At 50.2% G+C, this 17,362-nt stretch carries 13 protein-coding genes and 2 riboswitches; of the genes, 6 read left to right on the top strand and 7 right to left on the bottom strand.

Annotated elements, in window-relative coordinates; translation table 11 throughout:
• Nucleotide 1: 1 nt before the first annotated feature.
• Nucleotides 2–784 (top strand): adenosylcobinamide-GDP ribazoletransferase, encoded by a 783-nt coding sequence (gene cobS / locus L6472_RS03705; protein WP_237807253.1) that lies wholly within the window; start codon nucleotides 2–4, stop codon nucleotides 782–784.
• Here cobS and cbiB read toward each other — a convergent pair.
• Genes cbiB through L6472_RS03735 form a run of 6 tightly spaced genes read right to left on the bottom strand, consistent with a single transcriptional unit; the run spans nucleotide 754 to nucleotide 8,604 of the window.
• Nucleotides 754–1,686 carry an adenosylcobinamide-phosphate synthase CbiB gene (cbiB, locus tag L6472_RS03710; RefSeq protein WP_237807254.1) on the bottom strand — a complete coding sequence of 311 codons (933 nt, stop codon included), beginning with the start codon at nucleotides 1,684–1,686 and terminating at the stop codon, nucleotides 754–756. The genes cobS and cbiB overlap by 31 nt on opposite strands.
• Nucleotides 1,683–3,101 (bottom strand): cobyric acid synthase, encoded by a 1,419-nt coding sequence (locus L6472_RS03715; protein WP_237807255.1) that lies wholly within the window; start codon nucleotides 3,099–3,101, stop codon nucleotides 1,683–1,685. Before L6472_RS03715 ends, cbiB begins: the two co-directional genes overlap by 4 nt.
• Nucleotides 3,098–4,393, bottom strand: a complete 1,296-nt coding sequence (locus L6472_RS03720) for a cobyrinate a,c-diamide synthase (RefSeq protein WP_237807256.1) — start codon at nucleotides 4,391–4,393, stop codon at nucleotides 3,098–3,100. Before L6472_RS03720 ends, L6472_RS03715 begins: the two co-directional genes overlap by 4 nt.
• A gap of 16 nt (nucleotides 4,394–4,409) precedes the next feature.
• The gene (locus tag L6472_RS03725; protein WP_237807257.1) at nucleotides 4,410–5,129 is read right to left on the bottom strand and encodes a precorrin-2 C(20)-methyltransferase; all 720 of its coding nucleotides are present in this window, start codon (nucleotides 5,127–5,129) and stop codon (nucleotides 4,410–4,412) included.
• Nucleotides 5,130–5,141: 12 nt separating this feature from the next.
• Nucleotides 5,142–6,410 (bottom strand): hypothetical protein, encoded by a 1,269-nt coding sequence (locus tag L6472_RS03730; RefSeq protein ID WP_237807258.1) that lies wholly within the window; start codon nucleotides 6,408–6,410, stop codon nucleotides 5,142–5,144.
• A 34-nt stretch (nucleotides 6,411–6,444) separates the two neighbouring features.
• A complete protein-coding gene (locus L6472_RS03735; protein ID WP_237807259.1) occupies nucleotides 6,445–8,604 on the bottom strand; it encodes a TonB-dependent receptor plug domain-containing protein in 2,160 nt (719 codons plus the stop codon).
• 63 nt (nucleotides 8,605–8,667) lie between these two features.
• A riboswitch (cobalamin riboswitch) is annotated at nucleotides 8,668–8,864 on the bottom strand.
• 67 nt (nucleotides 8,865–8,931) lie between these two features.
• A riboswitch (cobalamin riboswitch) is annotated at nucleotides 8,932–9,116 on the top strand.
• A 161-nt stretch (nucleotides 9,117–9,277) separates the two neighbouring features.
• Here L6472_RS03735 and L6472_RS03740 point away from each other — a divergent pair.
• The 5 genes from L6472_RS03740 (at nucleotide 9,278) to L6472_RS03760 (ending at nucleotide 16,365) form a co-directional block, all read left to right on the top strand.
• A complete protein-coding gene (locus tag L6472_RS03740; RefSeq protein WP_237807261.1) occupies nucleotides 9,278–11,404 on the top strand; it encodes a TonB-dependent siderophore receptor in 2,127 nt (708 codons plus the stop codon).
• Complete coding sequence (locus L6472_RS03745; RefSeq protein ID WP_237807262.1) at nucleotides 11,391–12,458, top strand: sirohydrochlorin cobaltochelatase; 1,068 nt, start codon at nucleotides 11,391–11,393, stop codon at nucleotides 12,456–12,458. The genes L6472_RS03740 and L6472_RS03745 overlap by 14 nt, the downstream gene beginning before the upstream one ends.
• Nucleotides 12,459–12,486: 28 nt before the next feature.
• Nucleotides 12,487–14,532 carry a TonB-dependent siderophore receptor gene (locus L6472_RS03750; protein ID WP_237807263.1) on the top strand — a complete coding sequence of 682 codons (2,046 nt, stop codon included), beginning with the start codon at nucleotides 12,487–12,489 and terminating at the stop codon, nucleotides 14,530–14,532.
• A gap of 391 nt (nucleotides 14,533–14,923) precedes the next feature.
• Nucleotides 14,924–15,403 carry a cob(I)yrinic acid a,c-diamide adenosyltransferase gene (locus L6472_RS03755; protein ID WP_237807264.1) on the top strand — a complete coding sequence of 160 codons (480 nt, stop codon included), beginning with the start codon at nucleotides 14,924–14,926 and terminating at the stop codon, nucleotides 15,401–15,403.
• Nucleotides 15,400–16,365 (top strand): aminotransferase class I/II-fold pyridoxal phosphate-dependent enzyme, encoded by a 966-nt coding sequence (locus tag L6472_RS03760; RefSeq protein ID WP_237807265.1) that lies wholly within the window; start codon nucleotides 15,400–15,402, stop codon nucleotides 16,363–16,365. The genes L6472_RS03755 and L6472_RS03760 overlap by 4 nt, the downstream gene beginning before the upstream one ends.
• Here L6472_RS03760 and L6472_RS03765 read toward each other — a convergent pair.
• Entirely contained in the window at nucleotides 16,354–17,358 is a 1,005-nt protein-coding gene (locus L6472_RS03765) for a S41 family peptidase (protein ID WP_237807266.1), read from the bottom strand. The two genes, L6472_RS03760 and L6472_RS03765, sit on opposite strands and share 12 nt — an antisense overlap.
• Between the last annotated feature and the right edge of the window lie 4 nt (nucleotides 17,359–17,362).

A 17,362-nucleotide genomic window follows, 5' to 3' on the forward strand; every position in this document is an offset into this window, starting at 1 on the left:
TATGATATCCAACTTGCATACGCCTTGGTACGACCGCCCTTGGGCTGCACTGATCTTCTTTACTCGTCTGCCGCTGTGGCGCATCTATCAGCCCAGTAAGGAGAGTTACCAGTCGGTGGTGGAGTGGTGGCCCATGGTGGGATGGCTCACGGGTGGCTTGACAGCTGCGGTCTTGTATTTTGGCAGTTTCGTTATGCCCTTTCTGACGACCGTTGTTGCAGCTATTGCCATGCGTCTGCTGTTGACGGGAGCCCTGCATGAAGATGGATTGGCAGACTTCTTTGATGGCTTTGGCGGTGGCGGTAGTGACCGTCAGCGCATTCTCGACATTATGAAAGACTCGCACATTGGTACCTATGGCGTACTGGCCCTGACGGTCTATGAGCTGATGCTGTGCTCCACATGGTATGCGCTTGGTCCTGAATTGGCAGCGCTGACGGTGCTGGCTGCCGATCCATTTGCCAAGATGGTGACCAGTCAACTGGTGATGATGATGCCCTATGCCCGAAGAGAGGAAGAGGCTAAGTCGAAGATGGTGTACCGCCAGATCAGTACAAAGGCGGCCATAGGTCTGGCCCTTCAAGGTCTGCCTCTGATGGTTGGCTATCTTTTCTTCACGCGGATGGCGTGGGAATGGGTGCTGTTTGCACCAGCTTTAGTGATGTACTTCCTATACCTGATGATATGGCGCAAACTGAGAGGTTACACCGGTGACTGCTGCGGTGCGGTGTGTCTGATGGTGGAACTGAGTATCTATGTGGTGGTGAGCGCCATCGCCGTGTAGAGCAGCACGATGACAATAACCATGATAACTTCTGCCGTTCTGTTGGTCAGGACGGCTTTTTTCATATCGTCGGTTGTCAGCATGCGCTCGTTTTCGCCGATGAATGGCTTGTCGAACAGTTCGCCAAAGTAATAGTGAGGTCCGCCAAACCTGCAGTCAAGGATGCTGGCCAGTGCCGCTTCGGGATAGCCGCTGTTGGGCGAAGCATGCTGCCGTCCGTACCTCCGCACGAATGCCAGTCTCTCAGGAAAGCCTCCCCTCGGGGAGGTTACGAAGGGGTTGGTAATCATCAGAATGGCTGTCAGTCGGGCTGGGATATAATTAGCAATATCGTCAATATGCGCAGCCCAGCAACCGAACGCCTTGTAGCGTTCGGTCTTGTAGCCAATCATCGAGTCGAGCGTGTTCACCATCTTGTAGGCCAACATGCCTGGAATACCTAGTAGGGCATACCAGAAAAGGGGGGCTATGACGCCATCGCTCAGGTTCTCTGCCAGTGTCTCGAGGGCGGCAGTGCGCACCTCTTGTGCCGACAGTTCGGAGGTGTCGCGGCCAACGATGCGAGCCACCTGCCTTTTTCCTTCGTCCAGCGAACGGTCCAGGGCGAGAAATACCTCGCGCACTTCGCGAATCAGTGTGGTGCCAGCCAGACAATAGAAGACGATGATGAAAGCGAGATATGGCAGGTAAAGGTCGAGTAAAAGTCCTGCGGCATAGGTGGCGAGTATTAGGAACACAGCCGTAAAGGCACCTTTCAGTTGGCGGTGACGGCCTTTGTTAAGTTTGTGTTCAAACGCAGCGATAGCCTTGCCGAACCACACAATGGGGTGGGGCAAGCGTGCAGGGTCGCCAAACAGGAGGTCCATGCTCCATCCAATCAGCAGTGAGAGTACATGCGTCATTCGCTTAATAATTGATAAATATGCTCAATGTCCACATGTTGACGTATGTGGGCGGCCAGTTTGTTGTATTGCTCCTCTTTGAAATCCATGAGGCTCTGTGTAGGCTTTGTGGTTGCAACCAGCCCTTTCAGCAAATGTTCAATGACAGGTGCGTTGTCCAAGAAACCGTGGATATAGGTGCCTATACAGTGGTCGGCCTGTAGGATGACTTCGTCGGTATCGCTGATGCCCTGATGAATCTCGTAGCCCTGACAGGTCTGTCCGTCAAACTGGAAGCTGATTTGCCGGGTCTTCTTCTCGGCAGTCATCGTGGTGTGGATGGGCAAAAGACCCAATCCGGGCAGCGAGGCAATGGTGCCTTCAATGCCATCGGGGTCGTTGATGGACTGTCCCAGCATTTGATAGCCGCCGCAGATGCCTACCACCATCTTGCCATTGCGGTGGGCACGCAAGATGGCTTGAGCACAACCATTGCGGCGCAGCTCCATCAGATCGTCGAGTGTGGCTTTGGTGCCAGGCAGAATGATGATATCTGCCCGGGCGATATCGGCAGTGTTGTTGGTATAGAAAAGGTTCACCCGCGGGTCACGCTCCAATGTGTCGAAGTCGGTGAAGTTGCTGATATGTCTGAGCAGAAGCACGGCAATGTTTACCTTGCCCTCGGCCAGTTCGCGGCGTTTCATCTCCAGACTGACGCTATCTTCTTCGTCGATAAAGATGTCGCGATAGTAAGGCACCACGCCCAGAACGGGAATGCCACAAAGGTCTTGCAACATCTGGCGTCCTTGGTCAAACAAGCGCATGTCGCCACGAAACTTATTGATGATGATACCCTTGATGCGTTGGCGGTCTTCGGGGGCTTGCAACATGATGCTGCCATATACCGAAGCAAAGACACCACCGCGGTCTATGTCGGCCACCAGTATCACGTCGGCATGGGCATGGCGTGCCATCGACATGTTGACCAGGTCGCGGTCTTTCAGGTTAATCTCGGCAATGCTGCCTGCACCCTCCATCACAATGGGATTATAGCGAGCCTCCAAGCGGTCGAAGGCGTCGCAGACGGACTGGCGGAAGCTCCCCCCTCCTGACCTCCAATACTCATAAGCATCCTTGTTGCCTATCGGCCGTCCGTTGAGCACTACCTGCGAGGTGTGGTCGGAACTGGGTTTCAGCAGTAGTGGATTCATGTCCGTATGACAAGCAATGCCGGCTGCCTCTGCTTGCACCGCCTGAGCACGTCCTATTTCCAACCCCTCGGGAGTGGCATAGGAGTTCAGTGCCATGTTTTGTGCTTTGAAGGGTGCAGGCTGATAGCCGTCTTGCTTAAAGATGCGACAGAAGGCGGCGGCAATGATGCTTTTGCCTACGTCGCTGCCCGTTCCGGCAAACATGATGGGGTGTAACTTCTTCATAAATGATAGAGATGCGTATAGCTCGCGAAAACGTTTTTAAATTTGAATACTGGTGTAGGTACGGGTTCGCCTTTTGCATTATAGACCTGCGTGATGCTTTCAGGAGTTTCAGAAAATTGGGTGTAGTGAAACTCGTGTCCACGGTATTCCTTGTTGCCCATTGTGAAACGGCGATAGCCCAGTGACAACTTGCGGTCTGCCTTACGAGCCGTAATACTATAGGGCAGTACGCCACACATGGGATATTCGCCTTCGTCGGTGACGATCTTTTCGCATAGATACATCATGCCACCACATTCGGCCACGATGCGTCCGCCCCGCAAGGCATAGTCGCGGATGGCCTCTCGGCAGGCTTTGTTTCCGACAAGCGCCTCGAGATGCTTCTCTGGATAGCCTCCGGGCAGATAGAGAAGGTCTGTGTGGGTGAGGTCGGGAACAGCCGTTTCGGGGTCGAAAAACTGTGGATGACGGAAGCTGTCGATAATCTCTGTGTAGAGAAATGAGAACGATTCTTGGTTGCGGGCAATCAGCACGTTTTTGAGGTCTTGGGGTTTGCCGTAACCAAACGGTGAGTTTTCTGTAACTAAACCATCGGTTTGGCAGTAGCAAACGGAAGGTTTGCCGTCACCAAACTTGGGGCCTGCTGTGACCAGCTTTTTCCAGTCGATGTGCTGCTCAATCTGTCGGAGTAGTTCGCGGTTGTCGGAATCTGCCGAGAAGTCGAGTCCCAAATAGCGTGAGTCCGTCTCTAATGCTTGACTCTTGGGCAAATAGCCCAGACAGTCGATGCCCACATCCCGGCACACCTGCTGCAGCATGGCATAGTGGCGCTCAGAGCCTACCTTATTAAATATGACGCCACAGCAGCGTACCTGTGGGTCGAACTGCATGAACCCCTTCAGCAGCGGCGCCATCGAGTAGGCGGCGCTCTTGGCATCGACCACCAGTATGACGGGGATGTTCAGCGTGCGTGCAATCTCTGCCGACGACCCTCGGTCGCGGTCGTAGCCATCGAAGAGCCCCATCATCCCCTCTACGATGCAGATGTCGGCATGGTCGCCATAACGGCAAAACAGTTTGCGAACGTGCTCGGGCGTGGCCATAAACGTGTCGAGGTTGACGCTGGGACGGCCGCATACCGCCTCATGAAACTTCGTGTCGATATAGTCGGGACCACACTTGAAGGGCTGCACCGTGTAGCCCTTCTCTGTGAAAAGGGCCATCAGTCCGCGGGCTATCGTGGTCTTTCCACTGCCACTGGTGGGAGCTGCTATGAGAAAAGCGGTCTTCATACGGCGACAAAGATAGTTATTTATTCTGAATTGGAGAAGCCGAAAGGATGCAAAGTGAGAAATAGGGCATCTGACGATTGATGATTTCCTCGCGGCAGTTCGTGTGGAAAGCTGTTGGCATACCAACGTTTTCAAAATAGTGGCATACGATATGCGCGTCTTGACGCAACAGGCTTTTGACTTCTTCCTGGCACCGTGATAGTTTCATGACGACTACCACATGACGGGATGCAAGTAGCTGTCGGAGTGTTGTCGCATCGGCATCGCCAGGCAAGATGATGAGGCGCTCGTGCTGACTCGCCAGTGAGAGTCTTGCTTCGGCAGCGGCAGCGATAAATGATGGGATGCCAGCCAGCTGAACGACGGGAACGCTGGCTTGCTGCAGTCGGTCCATCACGTAGTGGATAGAGGCGTAGATACTCACATCGCCCTCGACGGCAACGACCACCCGACGACCCTCATGGTGGTACTTGACGCAATCGTCAAAGATGCTGTCGTAAACCAAAGAAACCGCCTGGCGGTCCTTGAGCATAGGCAGCTCAAAGACCCTCAGGCGGTTTTTGTCGCACCATTCGCCAATGATAGCGGTGGCACGTGACTGCAATGTCCCGTCGTGACTTCTTGTTGCAGGCACCATGACAAGGTCTGCCTCTTTGAGTGTCTTGACGGCTTGAATGGTCATCAGGTCTGGATGACCGGGTCCCAGCGACAGGAAGGTGACGGGATGATATGACATAGCACTGGCTGTTTATTTCTCAAAGTAGCGAATCTGGTCGAAATAGATGCCTTCCGACAGCTGGGCACCTTTGGTCACACTGCCAGTAGCCACATCGTAAATGTAAATGCGGTTCTCGGTATCGTTGCTGATGCCAAAATAAGCCTTGTTCTCCTTGGCATTGTAAACAGAACGCTGTGAGAAGCTGCCGGCACAGTAGGGCAGGTCTTCACCGTCGTATTGCAGGCGAGTAGCCGTCTTGGCATTGAGGTCAACCACAGAGTAGTAGTAGGCCACATCCTGGATGCCAGTGCCCACAGCGTTGTCGCCAGAATAAACCAGCGCCTTGTTGTCGCCCAGATATTGGATGGTCAGAATCTTGCCTTTGGTGTCGGGGAAGGCATTATAGCCAGTTTCGAAGTCAAATTCGCCCTTCTTGATGCGTAGCAAGCAGCCATAGTTCTTCTTGTTGACGGTGTTGAAGGCCGTCAGATAGAGGTTGTCGTCGTTGTCGAAGAAGATGAAGTTCTGCAGTAGCTCGCCATAGGCAGAACCCTGCATCTGGGCTGCTTCCTTGTTGATAATCTCCTGCTCAACCTCCATTGTCTCGGGGTTGATGACGGCTATGCGGAAGAAAGGCTCGTTGGTGCTCTTGTTACTGCCACTGGTCTCTTTCTTGTTGTTGTAGAAATAGAACAGCTTATGGTCGCTCTTGCGATAAGTCAGCAGACCGCTGGTTGACAAGACATTGAAGCCCTCAGCCACCTGAATGCCTGCTATGGTGCCCTCGTTGATGATGCTCATGTCGGTGGTGTTCAGCTTGGTCCACACGACATGGGTGTGGTTATCGTCGGTTGACATGATGAGCAGGGTGTTCTTGTCGAGCCATGCGTGGGTGTAGTTGCGTGGGGAATAGGTGTTCTTTTCAAATTTCTGTTCCTGTACAACGGTCAGTTTGTTGTCCTTCAACTGCAACTTTGAGAAGCGGTCTTTGGAAGCGGGCACCTGATACATGAACTCGTCGTCGTAGATGCTCTCAATGGTATAGTCGGTAATCTCAACGCCATTGCCCTCGAAAGAGATCAGTGCGTCGGGGTCATTCAGCGAGTTAACACTCAGGGTGATGTGCGTTTCTGTCTTGCTCATGCCGCCGTGTTTGCCAACAGTGCACGTCAGGTCGTAGTGAGCGGTGGACTTTTCGTTGATTGTTTTTTGGCTTGCGTCGTCATCTTCGCAGGCCGTGAAAGCGGCAGTCATCATCAATACTGCCATCATTGAATGAATAAAACTTAGCTTTTTCATTGCTTTTTTGGGAAGTTAATTGAGTTGATAATGTTTATTGTAATAATAGTCTGAATTTGGCAAACAGTGTGCGACCAGGCTTTTGCAACTTATAATTGTCATAGATGGTCGCATCAAAGATGTTGTCGCAATCTAGCGAGATGCCGTATCGGCCGTGGTTCCAGGCATAGGTGATATTGGCGCCCACGATGTTCTTCGTGGGAATACGGGCTTTGGTGCTCTTGCTGCCATAGGCTTCCCATGAGAGAAAGAACCAGTGTACCCACTGATGGTCTGCGCATAGAGATAGATGATCACCTTTTTGCAACAAATCTCTCAGTGAGTAGCGAAGCTCAGCTGAGGAGAAGAGCCAAGGACGGTTGGGTACGCGGTTGTTGAAAGTTGCATTCTGCTGCCCGTTGTCAAGATAGCGCAGGCGGTTGCGTGCATCCTGCCAGCTGATGTTTCCTGTCAGCTGGAGCCTGCCATTCCAGTCGTAGCGCACCTCGCCCTCCAGACCTTTGATGTGGATGGCGGGTTCGTTGCTGTATTGCATCATTCCTTCCTTCTCAGCTATTTGAGGCTGTATGTAGTTGTCAACATAGCGGAGGAAACCGTTCACTTCATAAAATAATGTGTGTTGTCCGCCACGCAGAGTGCCGAAAAGACCAAGGTTCAGGTTGTCGCTGCTTTCAGGTTTCAGCGTCAGGTTTGCATAGATGGTGGTGCCATTGCCCAACAGTTCGCGTGCCAAAGGCAGACGCGTGCTATGCTCATAACTGGCTTTGAGAGCCAGTGCCTTCATGATTTCCACTCGTGTGCCAATGCCACCGCCCAAGCTATTCTTGGTGTTGCTGCCTTTTACGCTGCGAGAGTTGGTGAGGAAAGCCAGGTCTGTCTGTTCCACCGACAGGTAGTTAACATAGTCTTTCAGAAAGAAAGTGTTATACATCCTGCCTTGCCACAGTGACTGGTTGTATGCCAAACCAATGATATGCTTCGCCAAAACATCGTTGGCAGGTGTGAATTCCTGATCAACTTCATCCCATCGGTTGTTGCCAATGCGGTTCATGGCATAGGTGAAGTTAAGCAAGTGATAATCGGAAAGGCGATAGTTCAGTTCAGCCCGAACAACCGTTGTCGGCCGTTTGATATGGCGTAACTGAAAATTTCTGCCATTGATCTCGTTGTGTCCGCTGGAGATATAATCACCGTTCCAGTCATATTGGCGATGGGCAGTGTCTGTAGCAATCGTGTGATCCCAGGTGTGCGAAAACGAGAAAATGGCACTAAGGTTTTCCGTTAGAAACCGTCGTTTTTGGTAGTGGGCTCCGATACTCCAAGCTTTTGTATCGCGTTCGGCCATTCCAATGACACGTGTCTGAACCTGTCCGGTCTGCAGTTCCTTGTTGGTTAGCTGATAGCTGGCGTTTACAAAGAACTCGTCGGTCCACGATTGGTCTGTGACGCCCACTTCTACTTGTCCCAATGCCGACAGATAGCGGTCGTGGAAGCGCTTGCGGTTTGAAGGCAAATATTTTCGGCTGTCTTCATCCCACAGTTCCACTCCCTTCATCATATAGTCATTCTTGGAATTGTTGAAGCCAATGGTAGGTCGGACAATCAGTCGGTTGGGCAAAATGTATTGCGCGTTGAGATCGGCCTTATGCGTGTGGAAAGAGCCCACACCATAAGACATGTCAAGGTAGTTGGCCTTACGCTGGTTGGTCACAATGTTGATGGCTCCACCCAGTGCGTCGCTGCTTAGCCAGACGGGAACCACTCCTTTATAAATCTCTATGTGGTCTATCATGCTGATGGGCAGGTTGGCCAAGGTGACTCCCGAGCCTTTTACGTCGAGTGGAATGCCGTCGATGAAGTAGCGCACGGCATTCCCCGACATGCCGTTGATGCTCAGGTCGAAGTCAGATCCAAGTCCGCCTTCCTCTCGAATCTTCACACCCGACGTGCGGTCGATAATGCTGTTCAGGTTATTGATGCTCCCTGCAAAGGAGCGAATGTCAACGGCATTCACCGTCAGCGCACCTTCGCGCAGACGCTGTGTCTTGCTCTTTCCGGTGATGGTCACGTCGGTTAAAGTCACCGAATCGCGCATGTGGCTCTTCCGTAACTTCTGTGCTGAGGCTGTCGGCATACTGCCAATCCACAGCATGATAAGCATCATCGCAAGGATAATGTGGTTTTTTGTTCTCATTTTACACTATTGGGCCTTGTCCCGAGGCATCCACGTCGTATCTGTTTTGTTGGCAGGACCAGCTTGGTCCCCCCCTCTTTTGGCAGGTTTCCTGACTCTCTCCCTCAAAAAAGCCTGCCTTCCCGAATGATGGTTCAGTGGCTTTCTGACGACTTTTCCATAATGGAGATTACAGTAGCGGGCACTGTTCAGGTCTTGCACCTGATTCCCTCTCTTCCCCAGTGAAACACCGAGGAATCACCAAATCGGTGGCAAAGGTACAACATTTTTTTGACTAAAATTGTCGGTTATTAAAAAAATGTGTATCTTTGCAGCCGCATTGTTGTTGACAACACTGCCCACAGAGGTGCGCTTAACCGCGCTTAATTGGGAATAGGGGTGAAAATCTCCAACTGTCCCGCAGCTGTGAACTCCATTATGGCTCTTAAGCTGAACGCCATTGTCCATTTGAACGAGAAGGCGCTTGAGAGTGGAGGAAAGTCAGAAGACCAGCCTCTTGTAGGAATTTGCCGATATGCTTTCGATGTAAGAGCGTATGGCACAAGCAAATAACAAGACGTAGAAAGTGTGCAATTAATAACTGTGCATGTGTGTATTATTATATAAGTAATAGATCAGGAGAACGTCCTGTCGTGAGATAGCACGTTCTCTTTTATACTTTAAAAAGGAATTGATGAAACTCATTGCAATAGTGGCGGCACTGGTGTTTGGTTTCATGCCATCCGTGCAAGCCCAGAAATTGATACAGGGCGACAGCCTACAGGAGGTGGTGGTGACGGGTACAGGTACTCGTCATCTGTTGCGTACAGCGCCTGTTCAGACAGAGGTGATCACCAGTCGTGACCTGCAACAGTTTGCAGGACGTAGCATCGAGGAGGTCTTAAGCAGTCTGTCGGCCAGCTTTGCCTTCAGCGAAGACGATATGGGATCGCACCTGCAATTGAACGGTCTTGGTAATAGCTATGTGCTGATACTGGTGGATGGGAAACGGCTGCATGGCGACAATGGCGGACAGAACGACCTGGGGCTCATTGATCCGGCACGCATCGAGCGCATCGAGATTGTGAAAGGCGCAGCATCGGCTCTCTACGGCAGCGATGCTATTGCAGGTGTTATCAACATTATTACGCGCAAACAGGAAAGTAGTATTCAGATAGACCATGAAACACGCGGTGGAAGCTATGGTGACCTGCGCCAGCATAATGGCGTGGGCATAGCTTTTGGACACCTCAGAAGTTTTACAAACTTTCACTTCCGTCATGGTGATGGCTGGCAGAACACGGGGACGGAAGACCCTACGCAGATAGGTGGTCGCACCGTGACAGATTCACGCAATAAGACTGTCAACAGAAACGAGCTATGGCAGGTGGCCGAACGCCTGTCGTACCATCCGATGAGTGGCATGGAAGTCTATGCTGAAGGGATGATGTATCATAAACGAATCTATCGCCCCAACGGTAAGTATTCCTTTGCCGATGTGCATGGCTACGACCTGTCTTACGACGATGCAGCCGTCTCGTCGGGCTGGTCTTGGCAGCGAAAGAATGGCACACAACTCAGTGCCGACATCAGTTGGAACCGCCATGCCTATTTCTATGATTATACGTCAGAGAATGGATGGGTGGTGGAAAGTGATAACCCCGCAATACCTTTTATCTATTATAAGGGAGACCGCGCACTGCAGGCAGACCAGCGTCGCTTTCTCTCCCACCTGAAAGGAGTCTTCCGCTTGTCGGAGCATCATCGCCTGAGCACAGGCTATGATTATCGCTTTGACTGGCTGAAGGCCCCTTTGCGTATTAGTAAGGAGCGTGTGACAGACTGGACACAGGCTGTATATGCTCAGGATGAATGGAACCCATTGGCGAATCTGAACGTGACAGCGGGTCTCCGTCTGGACCACAACCAGCAGTTCGGACTGCACCTGACACCAAAGATCAGCGGTATGTGGAGTCTGGGCGATGTGGTATTGCGGGCTTCTTGGGCGCAGGGATTCAAGTCACCGACGCCTAAGGAGTTGCACTATCGCTATGTGCGCGATATGGGTGGCGTGCGTCTTTTTCTTGGCAATACCAACTTGAAACCGCAAACCAGCAACTACTTCTCGCTCGGTGCAGAGTATCACATCCGCCAGGTCAGCTTCAGTCTGACGGGATATTATAATAAGGTCGATCAGATGATTAATTTGGTAACCATCCCCAAGCAGCAGGCGCCTGCCGACCTTTTGATACAGTATGCGCCAGCTTTTGTCAGGCAGTATAAGAACCTTGAGGATGCTTATACCACGGGTATCGACTTTAATGTGAAATGGAATGTCACCAATGAAATTCAAATAGGTGGCGGTTATAGCCTCTTGCAGGCACGTGGCAGTGTGTATGATGAGGATACTGGGCAGTTGCATCGTATGACCATCGACGGAACGGCGCGCCATAAAGGCAACGTCTTTCTGACATGGAACCACCGTTTCTCGCCATCCTATCGTCTCGGCGTGGGAATCTATGGCCGGGCTTCTTCTACACGATACTATGAGAATTATGGCAATGGTAAAGGTTATCAGTTGTGGCGTCTGTCCACCAATCATGACCTCTTCCGCCTGAAAACCATGACATGTAGGGTAGAGGCGGGCATTGACAACCTGTTCAACTACGTGGATCGCACACCGCATCTGCGTCATCTTGGCACCACCACGCCGGGCACTACGGTCTATGCATCACTTGTTCTTCGATATAACCACGGCAAGAAGATAAACTATAATAAACATTATTCAACTTTAAAAACAAACAACAATGAAGAAGATTAAGTTCTTACTGACGGCCTTCTTGGCCATGACAATGAGCGCATCCTTTGTGGCTTGCGATGATGATGACAACACTCAGCAGAACAATTTTACGAAGTATTTGTCAAGCGTGGAGTCGCAGGTGAAGACAAAGAAGGCCAAGAGCAATAACAAGAAAGCTCTGCTGCTTGTGGCTTTTGGCTCAACTTGGGAGAATGCCCACCAGACTTTCAAGGGAATTGTCAGTGACTATGAGAATGATCAGGCCTTCAAAGACTACGACGTTTATTTCTCTTTCACATCGGCTATCTGTATTAATAAGAGCCGTGAAGGCGAGCACTACGAGAGTCAGGACTTCTATGCACCCAACTTCTGGCTGGAGGCTATTGGTCGTCAGCAGTACGAAGAGGTGCGCGTTCAGTCACTCCACGTCATCCCTGGCGAGGAGTTCCTGCGCCTGCGCGATAACTATATCAAGGACTTTAAGAACAATGTCTATGGCGATCTCGACGATCAGTATCTTGAAGAGGGCGTCAAGGTGTTTGTCGGTGGTCCACTGATGGCCGAACAGGAGGATGTTGACGCAGTGGCTCAGGCTCTGAACAGCAACTTCAACCAGTATGTGAAGGATGGCAACGTGATGGCATTCTTGGGCCATGGTAACCCTGAGGGCTATAACTATGGCAATGGTAACGTGCGCTATGAGCAGTTGGAGACCGCTCTGCAGGCTATCAATCCAAACTATTACGTGGCTACGGTTGATATGGAGGGAAATCTGCTTGACGACCTCTACGATCGCATGAAGGACCGAGTGAAAGCTGATGCCACCATCACACTCCACGCTCTGATGTGTATTGCCGGTGACCATGCTCACAATGATATGTCTGGTATTGAGAACGAGGGCGACAGCTGGCGTGAGTTCTTCGCTGAAAAGGGATATAAATGCGAGTACGATGGCAATGATGCCAATGCGGCAAACACTTGTATTCTGAAAGGTCTTGGCGACTATGCCAATATCCGTGCTATCTGGAAGAAGCACACTAAGGAGGCTGTGGAGATGTTTGCCGAAGAGGAATAACATCATGACTAAAAGTGTTTTTTTAACGATGGCAGCACTCCTTTTGGGGAGTGCTGCTTTTTCGCAAGTTCATCAAATGGCTCGTCGCGATACCTTTCGCATCGCTCATAGCTACGATCTTAACCCTGTGGTTGTGACGGGTTCTGGGCATCATCAGCGCTTGAAGTCAACATCAACGCCTGTGCATGTGCTCTCTAAGCGGGAGATTCAAGAGCAAGGCATCACTACGATTGAAGATGCCTTGGTTCGCATGATGCCGCAAGTGTCAATGGCGCCTAACTCAATGGGCAACTTCCTCGAGCTCAACGGACTGGGAAATAAGTACATTCTCATACTCATTAACGGGCAGAAACTTGGTGATGCTTCTGCCAGTGTTGACTTGCAGCGTATTGATATGGCCCGTGTGAAACGCATTGAGATTCTCGATGGGGCAGCATCATCGCTTTACGGATCTGATGCCATTGGTGGCGTCATCAATATCATCACCGACCAACCTGCTAAAACAGATGTGCTGCCTGTTGGCATTACGAGTTCTTCGCGCGTCAGTGGCGAGGGGAAAATGACTGAGAGCGTGACTCTCGATGTCTATAAGAATGGTTTTGGCTCCTATACATCGTTCACACACGATAGGGCAGATAGCTACCAGACTTACACAGAGAAATATCAAAAAGGTAGTACCACACTGACGGAACCTACTATTGCACCTCTCTTCACGGGCTATCGGTCAAACCTTGTCAGTCAGAAGTTTACCTATTCCCCGTCCCGTCAGTTGGCCATGAATGCTGGATTCGAGTATAATCATAAGATAACGGATCGACCCAATACTCGTGCGGATATTACTGGTGGAACGGACTATGAGATGCGCTACAAGGGATTGCGCTGGAATGTGGGTGGTATCTATAAGTTTGATGCTAAAAACTCTATCCAAGCTGATGTTACGATCGATCGCTTTCGTTATGGAAAAGAGTATGATGTGCCAACAAATACTTACGAGGTGGGCGACTATGTGCAGTCAAAGAAACAGCGAACCATCGAGAACCAGCTGAAAGCTATCCTCAGCTTGGTACCCCAAGGCACAACGATCGTGGGATCTGACTGGCGCCTGGATAAACTGATTGCTACCTCTGGAAGTATCAATGAGGAATCGTATATCTTAGCATATTATGCGCAACACGAACAGCGCTTCTTGGACCATTTCACTGCTACTGTTGGCGCGCGCTATGATTATCATAAAAGCTTTGGCAATCATTTCACACCTAAGTTGTCGCTCATGGGCTCGTTTGGTAATGTCAACTTGCGAGCAACCTACTCGGCAGGTTTCCGTGCGCCAGGTCTTGAAGAAATCTATTATCATTACTATTCAGTGAACCGCGGCAAACCTCAAATCACCTTTGGCAATAAAGAACTGTCGCCCGAGAAAAGCAACTACCTGTCACTGAATGCGGAATATCGCACTCGCAATCTGGCTGTCAGTCTCACGGGCTTTTGGAATAGTATCTGGGATATGGTGGTTCGAAGGGATATTGATGTGACATCAACTACCCTTACGATGCTTCAGGCAGAGTTTCCTGAGATGACAGCAACAGAGGCTGCTGCACTAACTCGTTATTCCATCTATCAAAACAGCGATCGTGGTGATGTTAAGGGACTGCAGATGAATGTGTCTGCCAATGTTTTAGAGGGGCTGAACCTCTCGGTCAACTATGCATGCACTTATGCGCGCTCAAAGAGTGGATCTGATTGGACGATACTTGACCGTAGCATACGTAATGCCGCTACAATGGCAGTCAGCTATCATCACACTTGGAGACACTATACGTTGAACGTCAACCTGAACGGTCGTCTGCAGTCTAAGACCTATTATTCAGCTTATGAAAATGCTCCTGGATATGGCTTGTGGAATCTGCAGACCACCCATTCCTTTATGATCGGCAAACACCTGCTTGTAGAGCCAAGTCTGGGTGTTGATAATATCCTTGATAAGATAGATGCGCGTATTGACAGTACGAACCGGAAATATGCTCTTTTCTCTCCAGGACGGCGAGTGGTAGCTGGATTGCTGCTGAAGTTTTAAGTCATAAAGAAAGCGTGCTGCCCGTATGAGCAACACGCTTTCTCGTTATATAAAACAACTCTAGTTCTCTTAAATACTGTAAGTGTAGCTTTTTGAAATCAAAACGTTAGCCTCGTTCCAACTGCTAACTACGGTAGCTACAATCTTCTTTATCAATCTTTTCATACGTTATCCTTTCTTTACTTTAATTCTCATCCGACCCTTTGTCGGATTCACATCTTTTTTACTTTATAATCTTAATCGAGTGCAAAGGTAGCACGTTTCTTTCAAAATACCAAGCATTTACGTTGTTATAGATTGAAAAACAGTATAATAGTGACCTATGTCAAGAGCATATTTTTCATTCCGTTTGTTTGGAACGTATGTATATTTTGTATATCTTTGCCAAAGAATGAAACAGATTTATACAAAGACTGGCGATGGCGGACAGACCTCGTTGCGGGGCGGTGAACGTGTGGAAAAGGACGATATACGCATCGAAACGAATGGACAGATTGACCATCTGAATGCACTTTTGGGTGTCGTTCGCAGTGCCTTGGATGCACCTCTCATCCGACAGATACAGCAGGAGCTGATGGTGGTGATGAGTCATGTAGCCACACCCGAGGGCTGCGAGAATCCTAAGGCGCTTCATGTAGTAGCGCTTACGGACCAGATGGAACGCGAGATTGATGCACTGACAGACAGTCGCGCTTTGGGATTTGTGGTGCCTGGCGACCATCGCGAAAAAGCTTTCCTTCATGTGGCGCGCACGCAGTGCCGAACGGTGGAACGTCGTTTGTGGACGTTACACAGGTCTTATCCCGTGGATGCTGATATCCTGATATTTTTCAATCGCTTGTCTGACTATTTATTTGCTCTTTCATTATGATACAAGGTCACGGAGATGATACATTTCGCTACAAGGATATTCGAATGAACTTCAGTTCGAATATCTATGCTCATGCCGATTTAGGCAGTTTGCAGACATTCTTGACGGAGCGCATGGGCGTTATCTCTCAGTACCCCGAGCCTGATGCTTATTCGTTGGCAACGGTTATTGCTCAAAGGCTTCATGTACCCATTGGTTCTGTGTTGGTCACCAACGGGGCTGTTGAGGCTATCTATTTGGTGGCACAGATGTTGGCTGGCGAGGGTATTCGTCACTATATGGTCAGTCAGCCCACGTTTAGTGAGTATGAAGATGCTTGCAAGATGTTCGGCATGGAGAAGGGGGAGGGGGGTGCTTGTTGGATATGTAATCCCAACAATCCTACAGGTACTGTCGCCCGCCGTCTGCCCTTAGATAAATATAAGGTGACGGTGATTGACCAGTCATACGAAGATCTAACGGCAGCTCGGTTGATGTCGCCTGCCGAGGCTGTGGCAGCAGAGAGTGTTATCCAGATTCATTCGCTGACAAAGACCTATGCTGTTCCGGGACTACGCGTAGGCTATATTGTTGCTTCCGAGGCTTTGGTTAGTCGGTTGCAAAGGTGGCAACGCCCATGGTCGGTCAATGCCTTGGCTGTAGAGGCGGGCAAATGGCTACTGCTTCACCATGTCAGTGTTGTGCCTGATTTGTCGGCTTATCTGGCAGAGACACAGCGTTTGTATCGTGCATTGAATCAGTTGCCCATGATTCAGGCATTACCGACTGAGACCAATTTTATGCTGGCGCGTATTGAGAGTGCTACGGCGGCAGAACTCAAGGAATACCTTGCCACGAAACATCGTATGTTGATTCGTGATGCTTCCAATTTCTCAGGATTGAATGAACATTATTTCCGCATTTCGGCACAGAGACCAGAAGAGAACGATGCGCTGATAGCAGCTATAGCCTCATTTCATTAATAAGTCACAGGCATACTCTATGAGTGTGTCTCTTCCCTTTGCCACATCGTCGTCAGTAAGCTGCACCAGATGATCTGGCTCAATTCCAAACTCACACGACTGCTGGTTGGCGTCATACATTGGTACAGCAGAGAAACGTATGTTCCAGCCATTGGGCAGACTGCTGCTGAAGGGCATGCCGGCGCCCCCGCCAGTATGGTCGCCCACGATGATGGCTTGTGGCATCTGTTTCATATACATCACAAACTCGTTGGCGGCACTGAACACATGTCGGTTGGTCAGGATGACCACAGGCTTCTGCCAGCGAAGATTGCTTGAGGGTACGATATAGCGAGCTTCCATCTTTGAGAAGTCGTGGTGTCCAGGTCCTGTCTTATGCTGGTAGTAGCCGACCAGTGTCTTCTCGTTACAGAAGCGTGCCGCCAGTTTCTCTGCATTGGTCAGGTTGCCGCCGCCGTTGTTGCGGATGTCAATGATGAGTCCGCGACACAGCATGCATTCCATCATCACCTCGTCCAGATTGCCATCGCCAATGCCATCCATAAAGCTCTCGTAGCGTATGTATCCTATATTTCGGTCCAGAAGACGGTAATCCAGTCCTGCTGCTATCTTATAGTCTGTTCCCATATAGCGACGAATGATCGAGTCATTATAGTTGGTAGGGTAGTTTTCGTACCACGACCAATAGCGACCATAGTCAAAGGCTGTCGTGATGTTCACATGACCGTCGCGCAGTTCACTGAGCATACCTGTCAGCACTTCGAAGAGCTGTTTGCTGGTCATCGTGTCGTCGATGCGTGCTGCATACTCCACTTTCACGGCATCCCAATCAAGTCCATACGCCTGCTGCTTGTAATCAAAGAAACAGTAGTGCTCGTCGATAATCTTCCACAAGGCCTCGAAATTACCTTGTGGCGAGTTGTCAAACTGTTCCTCATCGACGCAAGCAGCAAATAGCGGCAACAGACAAAGCAGGTATATCAGTCTTCTCATAGTT

It is taken from the genome of Prevotella sp. E13-17 (genome assembly GCF_022024035.1).
In the GTDB taxonomy this organism is placed as follows: Bacteria; Bacteroidota; Bacteroidia; order Bacteroidales; family Bacteroidaceae; genus Prevotella.